General features: G+C 55.2%; 16 protein-coding genes and 1 pseudogene. 11 read left to right on the top strand and 6 right to left on the bottom strand.

Annotation, left to right across the window (positions count from 1 at the left end; genetic code table 11):
• The 6 genes and pseudogenes from G7Y44_RS04430 to G7Y44_RS04405 form a co-directional block, all read left to right on the top strand.
• Window positions 1-361 (top strand): annotated as a pseudogene (locus tag G7Y44_RS04430) (serine/threonine protein kinase); the annotation flags it as partial.
• Between the two features lie 234 nt (window positions 362-595).
• Window positions 596-1,924: an MFS transporter gene (locus tag G7Y44_RS04425; protein WP_165247878.1), complete on the top strand. Its 1,329-nt coding sequence runs from the start codon at window positions 596-598 to the stop codon at window positions 1,922-1,924.
• 321 nt (window positions 1,925-2,245) lie between these two features.
• The gene (locus G7Y44_RS04420) at window positions 2,246-2,839 is read left to right on the top strand and encodes a TetR/AcrR family transcriptional regulator (RefSeq protein WP_165247876.1); all 594 of its coding nucleotides are present in this window, start codon (window positions 2,246-2,248) and stop codon (window positions 2,837-2,839) included.
• A 333-nt stretch (window positions 2,840-3,172) separates the two neighbouring features.
• A complete protein-coding gene (locus G7Y44_RS04415) occupies window positions 3,173-4,582 on the top strand; it encodes a YkvI family membrane protein (protein ID WP_206214394.1) in 1,410 nt (469 codons plus the stop codon).
• Between the two features lie 194 nt (window positions 4,583-4,776).
• Entirely contained in the window at window positions 4,777-6,051 is a 1,275-nt protein-coding gene (locus G7Y44_RS04410) for an ArsB/NhaD family transporter (RefSeq protein ID WP_165247874.1), read from the top strand.
• Window positions 6,052-6,146: 95 nt separating this feature from the next.
• Window positions 6,147-6,911 (top strand): LamB/YcsF family protein, encoded by a 765-nt coding sequence (locus tag G7Y44_RS04405; RefSeq protein ID WP_165247872.1) that lies wholly within the window; start codon window positions 6,147-6,149, stop codon window positions 6,909-6,911.
• A 232-nt stretch (window positions 6,912-7,143) separates the two neighbouring features.
• Here the strand turns inward: G7Y44_RS04405 and G7Y44_RS04400 are convergent, their stop codons facing one another.
• The 6 genes from G7Y44_RS04400 to pxpB form a co-directional block, all read right to left on the bottom strand.
• Window positions 7,144-8,385 (bottom strand): Nramp family divalent metal transporter, encoded by a 1,242-nt coding sequence (locus G7Y44_RS04400; RefSeq protein ID WP_241159178.1) that lies wholly within the window; start codon window positions 8,383-8,385, stop codon window positions 7,144-7,146.
• A gap of 225 nt (window positions 8,386-8,610) precedes the next feature.
• Entirely contained in the window at window positions 8,611-9,450 is an 840-nt protein-coding gene (locus G7Y44_RS04395; RefSeq protein WP_165247870.1) for a putative hydro-lyase, read from the bottom strand.
• Between the two features lie 81 nt (window positions 9,451-9,531).
• Window positions 9,532-10,881: an acetyl-CoA carboxylase biotin carboxylase subunit gene (accC, locus tag G7Y44_RS04390; RefSeq protein WP_165043206.1), complete on the bottom strand. Its 1,350-nt coding sequence runs from the start codon at window positions 10,879-10,881 to the stop codon at window positions 9,532-9,534.
• 25 nt (window positions 10,882-10,906) lie between these two features.
• Window positions 10,907-11,392 (bottom strand): acetyl-CoA carboxylase biotin carboxyl carrier protein, encoded by a 486-nt coding sequence (gene accB / locus G7Y44_RS04385; RefSeq protein WP_165247868.1) that lies wholly within the window; start codon window positions 11,390-11,392, stop codon window positions 10,907-10,909.
• An 86-nt stretch (window positions 11,393-11,478) separates the two neighbouring features.
• Window positions 11,479-12,594, bottom strand: coding sequence for a biotin-dependent carboxyltransferase family protein (locus tag G7Y44_RS04380; protein WP_165247866.1), 1,116 nt, complete (start codon window positions 12,592-12,594; stop codon window positions 11,479-11,481).
• 4 nt (window positions 12,595-12,598) lie between these two features.
• The gene (pxpB, locus tag G7Y44_RS04375) at window positions 12,599-13,327 is read right to left on the bottom strand and encodes a 5-oxoprolinase subunit PxpB (protein ID WP_165247864.1); all 729 of its coding nucleotides are present in this window, start codon (window positions 13,325-13,327) and stop codon (window positions 12,599-12,601) included.
• A gap of 215 nt (window positions 13,328-13,542) precedes the next feature.
• Between pxpB and G7Y44_RS04370 the strand changes: the two genes are divergently transcribed.
• The 5 genes from G7Y44_RS04370 (at window position 13,543) to rpsI (ending at window position 16,862) form a co-directional block, all read left to right on the top strand.
• Window positions 13,543-14,268, top strand: coding sequence for a sulfite exporter TauE/SafE family protein (locus tag G7Y44_RS04370; RefSeq protein WP_165247862.1), 726 nt, complete (start codon window positions 13,543-13,545; stop codon window positions 14,266-14,268).
• Between the two features lie 209 nt (window positions 14,269-14,477).
• Window positions 14,478-14,960, top strand: coding sequence for a universal stress protein (locus tag G7Y44_RS04365; protein ID WP_165247860.1), 483 nt, complete (start codon window positions 14,478-14,480; stop codon window positions 14,958-14,960).
• A gap of 154 nt (window positions 14,961-15,114) precedes the next feature.
• On the top strand, window positions 15,115-15,642 hold the full coding sequence (locus G7Y44_RS04360) for a zinc ribbon domain-containing protein (protein ID WP_165043191.1): 528 nt from the start codon (window positions 15,115-15,117) through the stop codon (window positions 15,640-15,642).
• Between the two features lie 389 nt (window positions 15,643-16,031).
• A complete protein-coding gene (gene rplM, locus G7Y44_RS04355) occupies window positions 16,032-16,466 on the top strand; it encodes a 50S ribosomal protein L13 (protein WP_165043188.1) in 435 nt (144 codons plus the stop codon).
• A gap of 3 nt (window positions 16,467-16,469) precedes the next feature.
• The gene (rpsI, locus tag G7Y44_RS04350; RefSeq protein WP_165043186.1) at window positions 16,470-16,862 is read left to right on the top strand and encodes a 30S ribosomal protein S9; all 393 of its coding nucleotides are present in this window, start codon (window positions 16,470-16,472) and stop codon (window positions 16,860-16,862) included.
• Window positions 16,863-16,901 lie beyond the last annotated feature (39 nt).

Raw genomic sequence — 16,901 nt, 5'->3', positions numbered from 1 at the left:
TCATTTGCCCGATGAGCAGAAGGCAATCTTTGAAGCCAACGACTGGCAGATCGTCGACGCTGCTCAGCCGGCTCACACCGAGCCGCCCGAGCTGTGCTACTCCTCTGTGTGGCTGTCCATGAACGTGCTGGTGCTCGACCCCGACACCACCATCATCGAGGCTTCCGAGAAGTATCAGCAGGAGCAGGCCGACCAGCTCGGTCAGAACGTCATCCCCGTTGACCTGCGCGGTGCCTACGCCTTCGGCGGCGGCCTGCATTGCTCCACGGCTGACGTTTACCGCGAGGGCGAGTGCCTCGACTACTTCCCGAACCGCGTTGCCGACCCGACGCTGATCCACCCGGAGATGTGGAACGACTAATCGCGTGAGCGCGTAGCTCGTCTCAACTGGAGGCTAACAGCTTCACATGAGACAAAGGGGGGCTTGCTCGAAAGAGAACAAGCCCCCCTTGATGAGGGGTTGATTCATCCGCTGGTCATGCAGACCAAAAATCAGACAGGGGATTTGAGTTCTGGTTTTTGAGACGGCATGATCTATGCCTGTGGTGCAGGTGCCCCTCGATTGTTCATTGCCAAAGGTTTTAAGGAGATACCCATGGCAGAAATCCACGTATCTGCTGTTGAGCAGCAAGCAACCCTAAAGAAGGTCGTGTTCTCGTCCTTCCTAGGTAACTTTATCGAGTGGTTTGACTATGCTTCCTACTCGTATCTGGCAACTGTCATCGCCGTCGTGTTCTTCCCCGGCGAAGACAAGCTTGTTTCCACCATGTCGGCGTTTGCCGTCTTTGCTCTGTCCTTCCTGGTTCGTCCCATTGGTGCTCTGTTCTGGGGCAACATGGGTGACAAGAAGGGCCGTAAATGGGCGCTGTCCATTTCCATTCTGTTGATGTCCGGTGCAACGTTCCTGATCGGCTGCCTGCCTGGTTATGCCGTTATCGGCGTTGGCGCTCCACTGCTGCTGCTGTGCCTGCGCTGTCTGCAGAGCTTCTCTGCTTCTGGTGAGTATGCTGGCGCTTCCACGTTCATCGCTGAGTTCGCTCCCACCGAGAAGCGCGGCCTGTACGTGTCCGCCGTTCCGGCTTCCACCGCAACTGGCCTGCTGGTTGGTTCGTTCTTCGCAACCGGCATGTTCGCCATCTTCGGTGCCGAATCTGACTTCGTGGTTAACTGGGGCTGGCGTATCCCGTTCCTGCTGGCTCTGCCGCTGGGCTACATTACGCACTACATCCGTACTCACCTCACCGACTCTCCGGTGTATGAGGAAATGGTTTCTCACTCCGAGGGCGGCACGGGTGCCAAGACCCCCGTTCGCGACGTTATCTTCAAGTATCCTCGCACCACCCTTATTTGCTTCGGTTCTGCAATGCTGAACGCCATCGGCTTCTACGCAGTGCTTACCTTCATGCCGAACTACCTTGAGGCTGTTTTGCTGTACGACCCCGCTAAAGCCGGTACGATTACCACCATTGTTTTGGTTGCCTACATCGCGATGATCTTCCTGTCCGGTCATATTTCCGACACGTTCGGACGTAAGAAGATGCTGATTATCGCTGCTGCTGGCTTCATTATCTTCACGGTGCCCGCTTACATGCTGCTCGGTACGCTGAACTTCGCGATCTGCTTGGCTGTCGAGCTGTTCATGGCGCTGCTACTCTGCATCAACGACGGTACGCTGGCTAGCTACCTGAACGAGCAATATCCCACCGAGGTTCGCTACACCGGATTCGCCTTCACGTTCAACCTGGCGAACGCTATCTTCGGCGGCTCCTGCTCCGCTATCTGCTTGTGGCTCGTTGACGTCACTGGCAACCAGCTGGCTCCCGGCTTCTACTTCGTGGCTATCGCCATCATCGCGCTCATCGCCATCATCTGCTCCAAGGAGCACTCTGGCACGAGCTTGACCGAGATCCACGGCCAGAACTAGTTCTTTTTTCGGACGAGTTTAACTCGGAACTCATAGGAGTTTTGAATCGCGCCCCGCATACGCGGGGCGCGATTGCGTATAGGTGGCCACTGATTAATGCTGTCATCCCTGCTGATTAACACATGAAAAGACGGCTTCAGCCAGTGTCTCCCTATACGTGTTTCATCGTGTTCTATCTTTTGTGATCCTCTGTGACCCTTATATCACGCGACAATTTGCGGATTCGACAGGTTTTTTCTCGAGACTACTTCAAAGCGGCACTATACTTGCCAACGGCAATTCCGCCGATACCGTAATGTACTTGAAACCAGAGGGAGCGTTATGAACGAAGCAGTGAAGAATCCGAAGTCATTGAAAGCGCAAATTACAAGGACTTCTTTGGTTTTAGCTGCTGCAGCGTTGCTTCGTGAAGAGGGGCCGGGCGCGGTTACGTATCGTAAGGTTGCCAAGTGGGCGGGCGCTGCATCTTCTTCCGTTGGTTATTACTTCGAATCGACATCTCAGTTGCTTCAGGAAGCTGCCCGTTACAACATGCAGTTGTGGATTCAGCGAGCCGACAATGTTGCAGCGGAGGCTGAATCGATGGATTGTGCGAAATGCCGTGCCAACGTGGTTGACTTATTGGTGAAGGCGTGTTTACCGAATGAGGACACGCAGCTCTCTGCGCACTATTTGCAGTTGTTGTTGGCAGATGAGTCTCCGAGTGTTACCGAAGCGTATCGCACGGGGAGGGCATCACTGAATCGGGCTATCGAGCGAATTGTCACGCGAAGTGGAGTTGCCTTGTCGTCCGATATGGTGTCGATTCTTGTAGATGGTGCGATCGTCCAGGGTATATCGGAAGGGCGCAGCGCGCGCGAGTTTGCTACGGAAGTGCTGAACACCTATATCGAAACACATGCTGTCATGGCGTAATGCCGCTTACTGAACATGATAGTTAAATTATCGCTAACATAAAAGAAACCCCTTTTCAATTATGCTAACCATGGTAGTATAACCATGGTTAGCAAATGAGATCGCTCATGAGCGAACCATGGCGATGAAATGGCACCTCTTTTTCGGCTGCATTCTGCACATCGCGACGGCCAAGTAGTACATAACTTGGCCGTGGTTTTGTGTATTCTGCATGATGTAAACGATGGTATCTGCAAAAGCAGTGTGCTATTTCGTAGAGTGCGTTGCACCCTACGATGTTGGCAATAACGGTAAAACCTATTCAAAGTCGTTACGTTTTGAGAGGATTGCGTTATGGGAAAGGGGAAAGTAAGCCTTGCGGCTATCATAGGCTTCTGCGGGGCGTGCATCGCGTTCTACATCGGTGCCGGTTTTGCGACCATGCAAGAGGTCATGCAGTACGACGCGTCGTACGGCTCGTTGTTCTTCGTGGTCGTTATTGTGGCCATGGGTATCTATTTGTACACGAACTTGTCGTTTGCCACAAACGGCAACCGGCTTAAGCTTGAGCGTGGTGGCGACATCTATGGGCACTACTGCGGCAAGTATATTGGCAAGTTCTATGATTACTTCGCAGCCATATTCTGTTATGTTTGTTTCTTTGTGATGTGCGGCGCCGCTAACTCAACCGCACAGCAGCAATGGGGCCTGCCGAACGGTGTTGGTGCCATTATTCTGACCGTTGCAGTAGTGGCAACCGTTGTATTCGGTCTTGATGGTATCGTGAATGCGCTGGGCAAGATTGGCCCGGTGATCGTTGTTATGATTTTCGCGCTGGCCATCATTTCACTCGGCAACAATATTGAGAATCTGCCAGAGAACATGGCAGCTGTTGATGCTGGCGAATACTCCGACGTGATAAGTCAGGTTGGTGGTGGTAACCCCATCGCGTCGGGTGCATCATACGCCGGTTTCGTTATCCTGTGGTTTGCCACGTTCCTTGCAGAAATGGGCGCTAAGAACCGGTTGCGCGAGGTGAACATCGGTATGATCTTATCGACGGTGTTTATCGCTGCTGCTACCATCCTGTGTGTGCTGGCGCTCATCGCTGACATTCCGAACACGAGCGTTGCCGACATTCCTGCACTGGTTATGGCGAACAAGATCAATCCAGTTTTCGGTACCATTTACGCCTTCATTGTGTTCTGCGGCATCTATACCACCTCGGTTCCATTGCTGTGGACCGGCATTGGTCGCATTGCCAAAGAGGGTACGGCAATGTATCGCCTGTTCGTTATCATTGGCGGCTGTCTTGGCTGTGCTGTTGCGTGCTTCTTGCCGTATCAGGGTTTGGTAAACATCTTGTACGGCTTGAATGGCTACGTAGGATTTGCGCTTGTTGCGTTTATGATTATCCACGATGTTCGTACGCGCATGGGAACAAAAAAGGCGAAGAGTATCTTCCCCGGTGGCGATCCCGAACCGACAACATCGTATGTGCTTAACGAGTACGACAAGGCCAGAGAAGACGGCTTCCATCGCTATGATGCGGAGGCTGAAGCGGCCGCCGCAGCAGAAGCGGAAAAGAACAAGATTGTCATCTGCTATCACGATATGTTCCAACAGCATTTCGTGCAAATGGAATCTCTGGAGGAATTTAAGGAATACTATCCCGACATCGAGCCCGATTTGGTGTTTGATATGACGTATGAGTTGCGGGCAATGAAAGAGAATGCCAAGTTGCCCCAGGGGAAGACAAGCTAATAAATAAGACTACGAGTAGAGCCACAAGGCCCTTGACGCTACGTTGCAAGGGCCTTGTTTTTTGGATAAACGAATTACAATCGAGGTAAAATGTACCGAATGTAAAAACTGTGCATAGAAAAGGGCATACTTAGAAGTAAGCTAACCTCGTGGTGCCTACGACCTGCCCTGTACGATTAAAGAGGTGAGTTCCGTTGGATGTGAGTCAAATCGTTTCCATCGTGGTATTCGTGGTGGTTATGATCTTCATCATGTCGGAGAAGCTGCACCGCTCACTTGCGGCTATTTCTGGTGCGGCACTCGTTATGTTGATCGGCATCTTGCCATTCGACGTAGCGTGTGAACACGTGGATATGAACACGCTCGGCGTGCTGTTCGGCATGATGCTGTTCGTGGGAGTGGTGAAGCAGTCGGGCTTGTTCGAGTTTCTGGCCATTAAGTGTGCCCGCGCCGCGAAGGGTAACCCGTGGCTCATTATGGTGTTGTTCGTGCTGTTGACCGCCTTATTGTCGGCGTTTTTGGACAACGTAACCACGGTGCTGCTTATCGGACCTATGACGGTGACGGTATGTAAGCTGCTCGAGGTTAATCCGTTTCCGTACTTCATGGTAGAGATTCTTTCGTCGAACATTGGTGGAACCGCTACGCTTATCGGTGACCCGCCAAATATCATGATTGGTTCGGCTGCGGGATACTCGTTTGCCGACTTTATTATGGTTGATGCGCCGGTGGTTGTAGTCATTTTGGCAGCGGTTATCGGTATGTTCTACCTTATGTACGGCAAGAAGATGCACGTTGATGACGAAAAGCGTCAGCGCATCATGGAGCTCAATGAGTACGATCAGGTTAAGAGCATGCGCCTGCTGAAGCAAAGCGTTGTGGTGATGGTGTTTGTGGTCATTGGTTTTATGGCCCACGGTGCGCTTCATGTTGAGTCGAGCGTCATTGCACTTACGGCTGCTGGCGTGCTGTTGCTCATTTCGGGCGAAAGCATTGAGCGTGCATTGCATGAGGTGGAATGGACAACGCTATCGTTTTTCGCCGGGTTGTTCATCATCGTGGGCGCCATGGCTGAAACCGGCGTTATCGAGATGCTTGCCAACGCGCTTATCTCTGCAACCGGCGGCGACGTGTTTGTCACCATGCTCGTGTTGCTGGTGGGCTCGGCTGTAATCTCCAGCTTCCTGGACAACATCCCGTTTGTTGCCACCATGATTCCGATTCTTCTGACCATGGAATCTACCGGCATGGATGTAACGCCTTTGTGGTGGGCGGTATCCCTTGGTGCCTGTTTGGGTGGCAACGGTACCCTTATCGGTGCTTCGGCCAATGTGGTGCTCTCCGATATTGCCAAGAAGAACGGCCACGAGATTACTTTCATGCAGTTCACGAAAACTGGCTTCCCGATGATGCTGATTACAGTTCTGATTGCTGGTGTGTATCTGGTGCTGCGCTACCCGCCGATGTAGTGGCAGACCTGCATCAATGCTTCGAACAGCCTTCCCTCTTTGTGTCGTACAATAGGGGAGGCTGTTTTGCGTAAATAACTAGGAAGAGGTGCGCGATGGATTGCGTCGACTTGAATTCCGACTTGGGTGAAAGTTTCGGTCGTTATACGCTGGGGCTTGACGAGCAGGTTATTCCCTTGGTTTCGAGCGTGAACGTTGCTTGTGGTATGCATGCAGGCGATCCGATTGTCATGCGAAACACGGTACAACGTGCTGCTGCAGCGGGAACCTCAATCGGTGCGCATCCGGGATATCCCGACTTACAGGGCTTTGGACGACGCGACATGAAGTTGTCGCCCGACGAAGGATATGCTTACGTGCTCTATCAGGTTGGTGCGATGCAGGCGTTTTGCCGTGCGGTAGGCGTTGAGTTGGCTCACGTAAAGCCTCATGGGCAGTTGTACAACCGTTGCGCTGTTGATCGGCCGTTTGCTGATGCAGTAGCGCAGGCTATCTACGATGCCGACCCGCAGCTGGTGGTGGTGGGGCTGGCGAACGGTCAGCTGATTGAGGCCGCGCGCACGCTCGGCATGCAAACGGCACAGGAGTTCTTCACTGATCGTAACTACACCGATGAAGGTGTGCTGGTGCCGCGAACGCAGGAAAACGCTATGATCGTCGACGAGGCGTTTGCGGTTGAGCGCGTGGTGCGTGTGGTGCGTGATGGTACGATTGAAAGCGTGAACGGAAAAACCATTACGGTGCAAGCTGACACGATCTGCGTTCATGGCGACAATGCTCATGCATTGCAGTTTGTGCAGCGGGTACGCGAGGCGCTCGAGATAGCGGGTATTGATGTGAGGTCGCCGGGTAGGCGATAGGCAATAGTCGCTCGCACATTGTGAGCCTTTGCTTTTGACAGGCTTGGAGTGCGGGATTTTACCGAGATGTAGTTTCATCCGACGTCACAAGCTGGAAGAAGAAACGAAGAACACCTGTGAAACGAAGAGCCCCTGTGTTTTAGGTAGAGCCTGAAACACAGGGGCAAGTTATTGCTGTGATCCGCTGGCTAAAACTACAAAGCCTTAAGCTGCCGGCGGTTCGTTTTTGTTCTTATCCGCTGATAAGGGCGGTGAGCGACGTGATGAAAGCGTTCATGTTGCGGTAGCACATGAACAACGTGATAACGATAATTAGCACGCCACAGACGTTTGCGAACGCATGGTTTCTAAACGTGCCCAAATCCTTGCTGTTGGCGCAGTACAGAACGAAGAACGCCATGATGGGAAGGATGATGGCGTTTGCCGCCTGCGCAACCAAGATGAGCTGCGTGGGACTGGAGCCCCACACGATGGCCATAACACAGCCGCACAGGAGCACGACAACCCATATAGCCTTGAACTGGATGTCATCGGTCGACTTCTTCCAGCCCAAAACGCCGTTCACGGCGTAGGCAGCCGAATACGGGGCAGTCATGGCACTGGAGAAACCGGCAGCCAGAAGACCAAGAGCGATCAGCCACGTTGCCCAGTCGCCCAGCACCGGCGACAGTGCCACGGCCATGTCGGCGCCGTTTTTGACCTCAACGCCGGTACCGAAAATGTTTGCACCCGCGCAAATGAGAATAGCCATGGAAATGATGCCGCCCAAGCCGATGGATAGTGCGGTGTCGAAACGCGCGTCGCTCACATGCTCGGGGTCGGTCCAGCGCTGGGCTGCCGATGAGGCATGGAGGAACAAGTTGTACGGCACGATGGTAGTGCCAATGAGGCCTACGGCAGTCAGGATGCCGGCACCTTCGGGAATCTGAGGAGTGAACAGGCCCTTCAACACTGCGCCCCAATCGGGACTGGAAGCGAGGGCGGTTACGAGGAAAACCACACCCATAAATACGACGATGGCAGTGAGTACCTTCTCAATGACCTTGCGACCACCGAACCACATGCAGGCAAATGCGGCCAAGCCAAGCACGATGACGATGGGGATCAACTGCAGGTCGGAATTGATGGCGCGAATGCCCAAGGTGCCACCGGTAATGTTTCCAGTTTCGTAGGCAACGTTGCCCACGAAGATGGCAACAATGACGATGATGATGGCGATCCACTTCAGCACTGCATTGGGGATACGGTCGCGGATGTTTTCGCCGAGTCCTTTCTGCGAGATGATGCCCACGCGGGCTGCCATTTCCTGGAAGATGATCGTGGCAACTGTAGCGAAGAGCAGACACCAGAGCATGGTGTAGCCGTAGCTTGCGCCGGAAACGGTGCACGTGGTGACGGTGCCAGGGCCAACGAAGCCAGCAGCCACCAGCGCGCCCGGGCCGATGTTCTTCAGCTTTTCGACGAACTTGTTCACGATTCCCCTCCTTTCTGCTCTTCCGAGCTTACGGTTTTCTGTGCCTTCGAACCTATGAAGGCACAGACTTGAACCACTATTGTACCCACACGCAGGTAAATTACTGTTACAACGGACGAAACATAAGTGCTTTACGTGCGGTTTTTCCGGTGCGCTGTTGTACTGCTGTGGTGGAGTGAAGCGTCTTTCCACCGTGGCGCGTATGCAGGAAGGCTCCCGAGCGTTCTAACCCTTCAAATCGACGTTCTTCGTGTCGGTGATGAGCATGTGCCCCGGTGCATGAGTGATGGCAAACGGCGGTTTGCTGCTCATAACCACCGATTGCGGCGTGACACCACATGCCCAGAACACAGGTACTTCGCCCGCATGGATTTCCACTGCATCGCCGAACTCGGGTTTGTTGATGTCTTTCACGCCGATAGCAGCGGGGTCACCGATATGCATGGGTGCGCCGTGTACTTTAGGAATAGCACCTGATATCTGCGTGGCCTTCACTACCTGGTTGTAGGGAATGGGGCGCATGCTCATGACCATGTTGCCGCTCATGCTGCCAGCTGGCGTGCATGCAACGCCGGTTAGGTACATGGGTACGTTGCAGCCCATGGTGTTGTGACGCATTTCGATGCCCGCCTCAATAAGCTCACTTTCGAAGCTAAACGAGCAACCTATTACGAAGGCCACCAAGTCGTCGCGCCAATAGTCTGCGACACTGTCAACTTCGGCGACCAGCTGGCCATATTCGTAGATGCGGTATTTGGGGAAGTCAGTGGCGATGTCGCAGTCGGTGGCGCAAATGGTAGCTTCGCGCTTGCCAACCTCGGTTACTTCGAGCAGCGGACAGGGTTTGGGGTTGCGTTGCGCGAACAGCAAGAAATCGAACGCCTGCTCTTTCGGCAGCACAATCAGGTTTGCCTGGGCGTAGCCGGGGCACAGCCCGCTGGTGGGAGCTGCGTATGCGCCGCTACGGATGAGGTGGCGTGCTTGCTGTGGCGTAGCGGAAAGCATCTGCTGCCATACGGTGTCGTCTACACCGGCAGGCTTTGTGAGCGTGTGGTTCTCGGTCATGGTTTTGCTTCCTTTCCGAAACGGGATGTGGTTAAACGGGGGGCGGGGTTGGCTTGCTGCGAAATGTGTTCGCCATGCCCACTACACTTCGCCGGCGAGAAATTTCTCGATGAAGCTCGTATTGGCGAGTCCCGCTTTGAACGTTTCGTTTTCCATGATGGCGAACTGGAAGTCGAGGTTCGTGTGAACGCCCACCACCACCATCTCTTCAAGGGCGGTGCGCATTTTGGCGATGGCTTCGGTACGATTGCGGCCGAGCACGATTATTTTTGCGATCATGGAGTCGTAGTAGGGGGAAATCTCGAAGCCGTCGTAGGCAGCGGTATCCACGCGCACGCCGTTGCCGCCGGGTAGATGCATTTGCGAAATGACGCCCGGCGAAGGCATGAAGTTTTTCTCGGGCGTTTCGGCATTGATGCGGCATTCGATAGCGTGGCCCTGTAAGCGCACGTCGTCTTGCGTAAACGACAGCTCGTCGCCGGCTGCCACGCGGATCATCTCGCCCATCAGGTCGATGTGCGTGACCATTTCGGTGACGCAGTGCTCAACCTGGATACGTGTGTTCATTTCCATGAAGTAGTAGTTGCGGTTCTCGTCCATGAGAAACTCAATAGTACCTGCGCTCGAGTAGCCCACGGCACGCGCCGCTTTCACGGCATCGTCCATCATAGAGCGGCGCAGCGTTTCATCGAGCAGCGGCGAGGGGCTTTCCTCGATCATCTTCTGGTGGTTGCGCTGTACCGAACAGTCACGTTCGCCGAGTGCCACCACGTTGCCATGGTTGTCGGCAATAATCTGCACTTCAACGTGACGCGGGTTCATGACGCAGCGTTCCAGGTACATGGTGTTGTCGCCGAAGGCATTCACGCTTTCGCGCTGCGCGATGTTGAACTGGTCAACGAAATCGCTTTCGTCCAACGATACGCGCATGCCTTTGCCGCCGCCTCCCGACGACGCTTTGATCATGATGGGCCAGCCGATGGCTTGTGCTTCGGCAAACGCCTCATCGGCATCGTGAAGGCCGCGTTTGGTGCCGGGTACCACGGGAACACCGGCGTCCATCATAGTTTTGCGGGCCTGGCTCTTGTTGCCCATGCGGTCGATGACCTCGGGGGTGGGGCCAATGAACACGATGTTATTGTCGCGGCAGAGCTTTGCGAACGTGGAGTTTTCGGAAAGGAAGCCGTAACCAGGGTGAATAGCATCGGCACCGGTTCCTTCGGCGGCCGCTAAGATGGCGGTGGTGTTCAGATACGAATCGCGTGCGGGAGCAGGGCCGATGCATACTGCCTCGTCGGCAAGGTAGGTGTGCAGCGCGTGACGGTCGGCGGTTGAGTACACCGCAACCGTTTTAATACCCATTGCCCGGCAGGCGCGGATGATGCGAACGGCGATTTCTCCGCGGTTCGCGATGAGGACCTTGGTGAACATGGTCTGTCTCCTGATCGTCGGTGCGCTATGCGGTTGCCTCAGTGGCGATGAGGAACAGAGGCTGGTCGTATTCGACCTGCGTACCGTTGGCCGCCAGCACTTCGGTCACGATGCCGGGAACGGGGGCGGTTATCTCGTTCATCATCTTCATGGCTTCGACGATGGCGAGCGTTTGGCCAGTCAGCACTTCCTGACCAATCTTCACGAACGGTTCCTCGTCGGGGCTCGGGCTTACATAGAACGTTCCTACCATGGGGCTTTTCACGGCGGTTACCGAGTCGTCTTCAGCAGGGGTGGGGGCGCTCGCTGCGCCGCTGGTGATGCCGCTGAGATCGTTGCGGGTGTTCAACAGCTGCCCAACGCGCTCGGCCATGAGCGGCAGGGTGGTTGCCGATATCGAACCGGGTGTGCGCTCGAGCTCGATTTTTACGTCGCCGTCGTCGTATCGCAGCGCGGACAGCTCGCCTTCGTCCATGATGGCCAACAGTTCCTTGATGTTGCCCGTTTCCATACGTATCTCCTTCTATCGGTTGCGCAGTCGCAGTTGTTTCGTTCACAAAAGCCTGCGGCTACGCAAAGTTACCAGAGTTACCAAAGCTACCCTTGTTCGCCGCGTGCAGTGGCGTGTTTATGCGCATCGGTCTGCGACAGCTCGATCCATAGCTTCTCGCCGTCGGAGGCGAGTGCCTGTGCTTCAAGGATGGGGGTGAGTCGGCGTGCAGTTCGGCGAGGCGATATACCACCTGAACACGGGCGCCTCACCATTTTCTCCAACGCTTTCATGTGCCGCGCTTCCTCGCGGAAGAGCTGCTGGGCCTCCTGTACGCTGATGCGTTTAAAGCGTATAGTGCGTCCCGGGGCGCATTGCACCAGTTTAGGGACATCGACCGAGACAACTGTGCCTATTTTTGCGTAGCCGCCTGTGGTTTGGCGGTCGGCCAACATGATGATGGGCCGCCCATGGCTGGGTATCTGCACAGCTCCGTAGGCAATGCCGTCGGATATAATGTCCGAGCCATTAACTGTTTCAATTTCTGGGCCGTCTAAGCGAAACCCCATACGGTCACATTTTGTGGTGGTGGAAAACGGTTCTTCGAAAAACGTTGCCATGCCGCGTTCGGTGAACAGGGAATCTTGCGGCCCTGGTACTACGCGTAGCACAGTTTCAGTTTCGTCGAATCCGTAGAATGCCGCGTCGCCGTTCAGGGCATGCGAGCCGAGGTTTGGCAGGAAATCGAGCCCTTTCGTTTCGAAAGGAAGGTAGTCACCGGTGTTCAGCGCGCGACCCTTCCATCCGCCGATGCCGCATTTCAAATTCGTTGAGCGACTTCCCATGACTTCGGGTACGCGGAAGCTCTCGCCGGCAACGGCTAAATATCCGTACATGCCGCGCCGCGGTGCGCCGAACGACAACACGCTGCCGCGGCGCACGAATACCGCTGCGTACATGGGCACGGGGCGCCCGTCGACTTTCGGATCAAAATCACCGCCCGTGATGGCAATAAAGGTGTTCGTGGTGAATCGCAGCGTAGGTCCGGCCAGGCAAAATTCCAAAACAGGGGCGTTTTGCGAGTTGTCGACCAGCAGGTTTGCAATGCGGAAAGCCCGGGTATCCATGACGCCCGAAGGCGAGAAGCCGCTGCCCATGTAACCGCTGCGACCCCAGTCTTGCACGGTGGTGAGAACGCCGGGCTTGATGGTGGTGACGCCCATGTTTTCACGCTCCTTCCACAATGAACTCGTACTCGTATTCGCCGGCGGTGATCTGCGTTTCGATGGCCGCATACTGCTCAGGAGTTATGGGTGAAAAGCGCAGGTATTCTCCCGCCGAGTACAGAATGGGTTGTTCGCGGGTGGGGTCGTACGGGCGCACGGGGCTTCTGCCGATAATCTGCCATCCGCCGGGCGAGTCGAGCGGATAGATACCTGTTTGGGCACCGCCGATTCCCACTGATCCCGCTTCGATCTTTGTGCGGGGAACGGCCAGGCGTGGCGTGTGGAGCCGCTCGTCAAGGCCGCCCAGATAAGCGAAACCAGGTAGAAAGCCCAGCATGTCAATAAGGTAGTCGTGTCCGGTGTGGATGCGCACCACGTCATCCTCGGAAAGACCGGAATGTTCCATCACCGTTTGCATGTCGGGGCCAAACGCGCCACCGTAGCACACGGGAATGACGCAGATGCGCCGCACTTCGTTCTCGGCGCTGTTTAGGTTACGCAGCTTGCCGCGGATTTTTGCCACCAGCTCATCAAAGCCGATGGCGCAGGGGTCGTAGATGACCATGAGCGAGCAGAAGGTGGGAACCAGTTCGCGCACACCTTCGATAGGGTCTTGCTCAAGTGTTTGAGCAGCTGTTCTGATGAGCCCGCTTGTTTGAGCCGATATGGTGGTGGCGAACTCCAGGTTCAACGCGGAATCGCCCGCAATAGTGATGGCAAAATCTGTCACGGCACACTCGTTTCTCATTAGCGAACACTCGTGCGGGCTGCGGCGTGGGTTGCACGGGTGCGGCGCGCATGAGACGGACTCGCGGTTCGCGCATTACAGAAGAAGTAGGACGGATTCGCGATAGGCGCATCGCGAGCTTTCGTACTATACTAAGAACCCCTTCACTCCAATGCGCTATCGCGAAATAGTTTGAGTATCCGAGGATTGTACCACATATGAATAAAGTGATTTTTCTTGCTGCGTTTCTATTTGGTTACACGATGCAAGCCATAACGGGCTTTGCGGGCAACATTTTCTGTATGCCCGTGGGTACGCATACGCTGGGGCTCCATGAATCGGTGAGTGTGCTGAATGCTATGGGCTTTTTTGCGTGTGGTTTGCTGGGTGTGATGAACATCAAACACGTGAACTGGCGTGAGCTGGGTAAGATCGTGGGCATTATGCTGCCGTTCGTGTTGTTGGGAATTTGGCTTGACACCGTGCTGCCGCTCGACGCGCTGCTGATCATTTACGGTGTGGTCATCGTGGCGGTGGGCGTGAAGAACCTGATGCAGAAGCAGCAGCGGTTCCTACCCGAAGGGGCGCTTGTTGCTGTAGTGATGGGAGCAGGGCTTATTCAGGGTATGTTCGTGTCGGGCGGTGCGCTGTTGGTTATCTATGCCGTGCAGAAAATACGCGACAAACAGCAGTTTCGGGCCACGCTGTCTATGGTGTGGGCCATACTGAATCTTATTTATGCTGTTATCGCATTCCAGCAAGGGCATTTCACGTCGGATGTGGTGCAGGTAATTGCTTGCTGTGTGCCCCTTGCCATCCTCGCGACGTTTCTGGGCAATAAGCTGCAGGCTCGCATCAGTCAGCAGCGCTTCCTCACGCTTACGTATGCGCTGCTTATTGCCATTGGGGGCGTTTTGCTGGTTACGTCGTTGGGCTCTTTGTAGGCGCAGGCGTGGGCGTGTAGCGCCGGGTAGGTGCTACGAACGAGAGCGATGTGAGTGCGGTCGCGATTCGATCGAGGGCGCGTTACGTGTATGCTACGAGTTCGTTACCGTTCGTTACCGTTCAGCAAGGCTTGTGTGTTTTGGGAAGGGCTTTGCTGTCGGCGCGTTACAATGAAGCTGCAGGAGGTTTTCCGAAGAAAGGGGCTAAGATGTCGTTGCATTCTCGTATCTTCGTAGCGTTAGATGGCTCATCCACGCAGGATTTCGTTTCCCGTAAGGCAATTGAGGTTGCCGACCATAACGAAGCCGAGCTCATTTTTGGCCACGTGATCGATTCCGTTCCATACGAGGCGTCGGGTGTCGATTTTGAAGAGCTGTGTGCCGAAGCTGAACAGCGAATCAGGACTGATCTGGCTGAGGTGTTTGAAATGGCGCGCAAAAACCCGCGCATCAAGTCGGTTGAGCTAGAGGTTCGTGCAGGTCGTGTTGCCGATACGTTGATCGCGCGGCTGATTGAACCATGCAACCCTGATCTGGTTATTTGCGGTGAGCGTGGTCTGTCGAACTTCAAGTATGCGTTTGTGGGCAGCGTGTCCACTAATCTGGTGCGCGGTGTTGCGTGCGACGTGTTGGTAGTGAAGACCGAGGCCAACGCGGCAAAGAACGCGCCGAAGAACACGCCGAAGCGGTAGCGCGACGCGCTGTGCGACGATGCTGTGGGCGATGAGCTGCGGCAGGTTGTCATCGCCGATAGTGTGCGCCGCGCGATGCGCCATGTTATAAGGAAGCAATGCGCGCTATGCGCTGCTTCATGTATACAGGAATGTTGTCAGGAAGAGGTGTCCCATGAATCTGCTCGACTCGATGAGCGCCGCTTTGAGCCGCGGAACCAATGTGGCTGACCGTGCGGCCAAGAACCTGAAATACGAGGTGCGCTTGCGCGAGATAACCCGGGAGCGGCAAAGCCTTGCTGCTCAGTTAGGCGCAAGTCTGTACGAAGACACAAAAGATGACCCAGATATGCGTGCGGGGCGTGAGCGGCTTTACGACGGTATTGCTGCACTCGACATTGAGCGCGAACAGGTGAGAGCTCAAATAGCCAATCTCGCCGAGCAGGCGCAGACCGAGGCGCAGCAGTCGCCGCTGTGTCCATTCTGTGGGTCGCGCGTGGCTGGCGATCACTTGTTCTGCAGCGGATGCGGACGGTCTATCGACGACATTCGTGCCGCATGGTTTGCGCAAGCGGCTGCGGCGGAACCTGCGCCAACACCTGCCGCTTCGGCACCCGAGGGCGGTGCACCAACTGCGGATGCGCCAACCACAGCGGATCCGATCGAGGTTGAAGCCACCATCGTCGACAATCCGCGCGCATAATATGCGCTGAGCGCGCAAGACAGTGGGGGATTGAGAGGGTTCTATTACGGCATACTCTTTCAAGACCCCGCCAATTTTCCGATAATGTGCAGATCGCGAATATACCTTCATTTTTCCGTTGACTTTGCCTGATGAGGGCGGATACAATGCAAAAGTTCGCTTATCAAAAGCCCCGTGCATGCAGCAATGGGCGGAAGCGCCGTTGCCTTAGGTAGTCCAGGCCCGAAGGTGGCGTGCTGGCGTAGGAAACCAGCATCCGTTTGAGCTGCACTTTTGACAAACGACATTCATTGCAGAAACGAAACGAGGCTGCTTCTCCTGGTTTCGGCAAGCGATGGCCGCCTGGTGGGAAACCGCACAGGCGAAAGAGCTTATTGGAGGAATGTAGAGTGAAGACGTATTACGCGAAGCCCAACGAAGTTGAGCGCGAATGGGTCTTGATCGACGCTACGGATCAGGTTTTGGGTCGCGTCGCTACTAAGGCCGCGCACATTCTGAAGGGCAAGCACAAGCCGCAGTACACGCCGCATGTGGACACCGGTGACTTCGTGATTATCATTAATGCGGACAAGATCCGTCTGACTGGCACGAAGGCAACCAGTAAAGAGTACTACCGTCACAGCGGATATCCGGGTGGGTTGAAGTGCGAAACTTTCGCCGAGGCTATGGCCAAGCATCCTGAGCGCGTTATCGAACATGCTGTGAAGGGCATGCTGCCGAAGAACACGCTCGGCCGCGCCCAGGGCAAAAAGCTCAAGGTGTACGCCGGTGCGGAGCATCCGCATATGGCTCAGAAGCCCCGCGAGATCAAGATGGAGGACTAACCCATGGCAGGTGAAGCTTTGTACTACGGCACCGGTCGTCGCAAGAATGCTGTCGCCCGCGTGCGTCTTGTTCCTGGTACCGGCAAGGTGACCGTCAACGGTCGCGAAGGCAAAGAGTATTTCGGCCGTCAGGCCTTGCTTGATGCCGCGCTCGTTCCGTTCAAGGTGACCGACACCGTTGATCATTTTGACGTTATCGCCCGCATCAATGGCGGTGGCGTTTCGGGTCAGTCTGGCGCGTTGCGTCACGGCATTTCCCGCGCCCTGCTGGCAGCTGGCGACTATCGCGCCGAGCTGAAGAAGGCTGGCTTCCTGACGCGTGACGCCCGTGTGGTCGAGCGTAAGAAGTACGGTCTGAAGAAGGCCCGCAAGCGCCCGCAGTTCAGCAAGCGCTAAACTCAAACACGCAGCAAGTTTTCGTTTCGCCGGCTTTTC

The organism is Adlercreutzia sp. ZJ141 (assembly GCF_011038965.1).
In the GTDB taxonomy this organism is placed as follows: Bacteria; Actinomycetota; Coriobacteriia; order Coriobacteriales; family Eggerthellaceae; genus ZJ141.
Note: the sequence above shows the minus strand (reverse complement) of the source record. Positions and strands in the feature narration are given on the sequence as shown.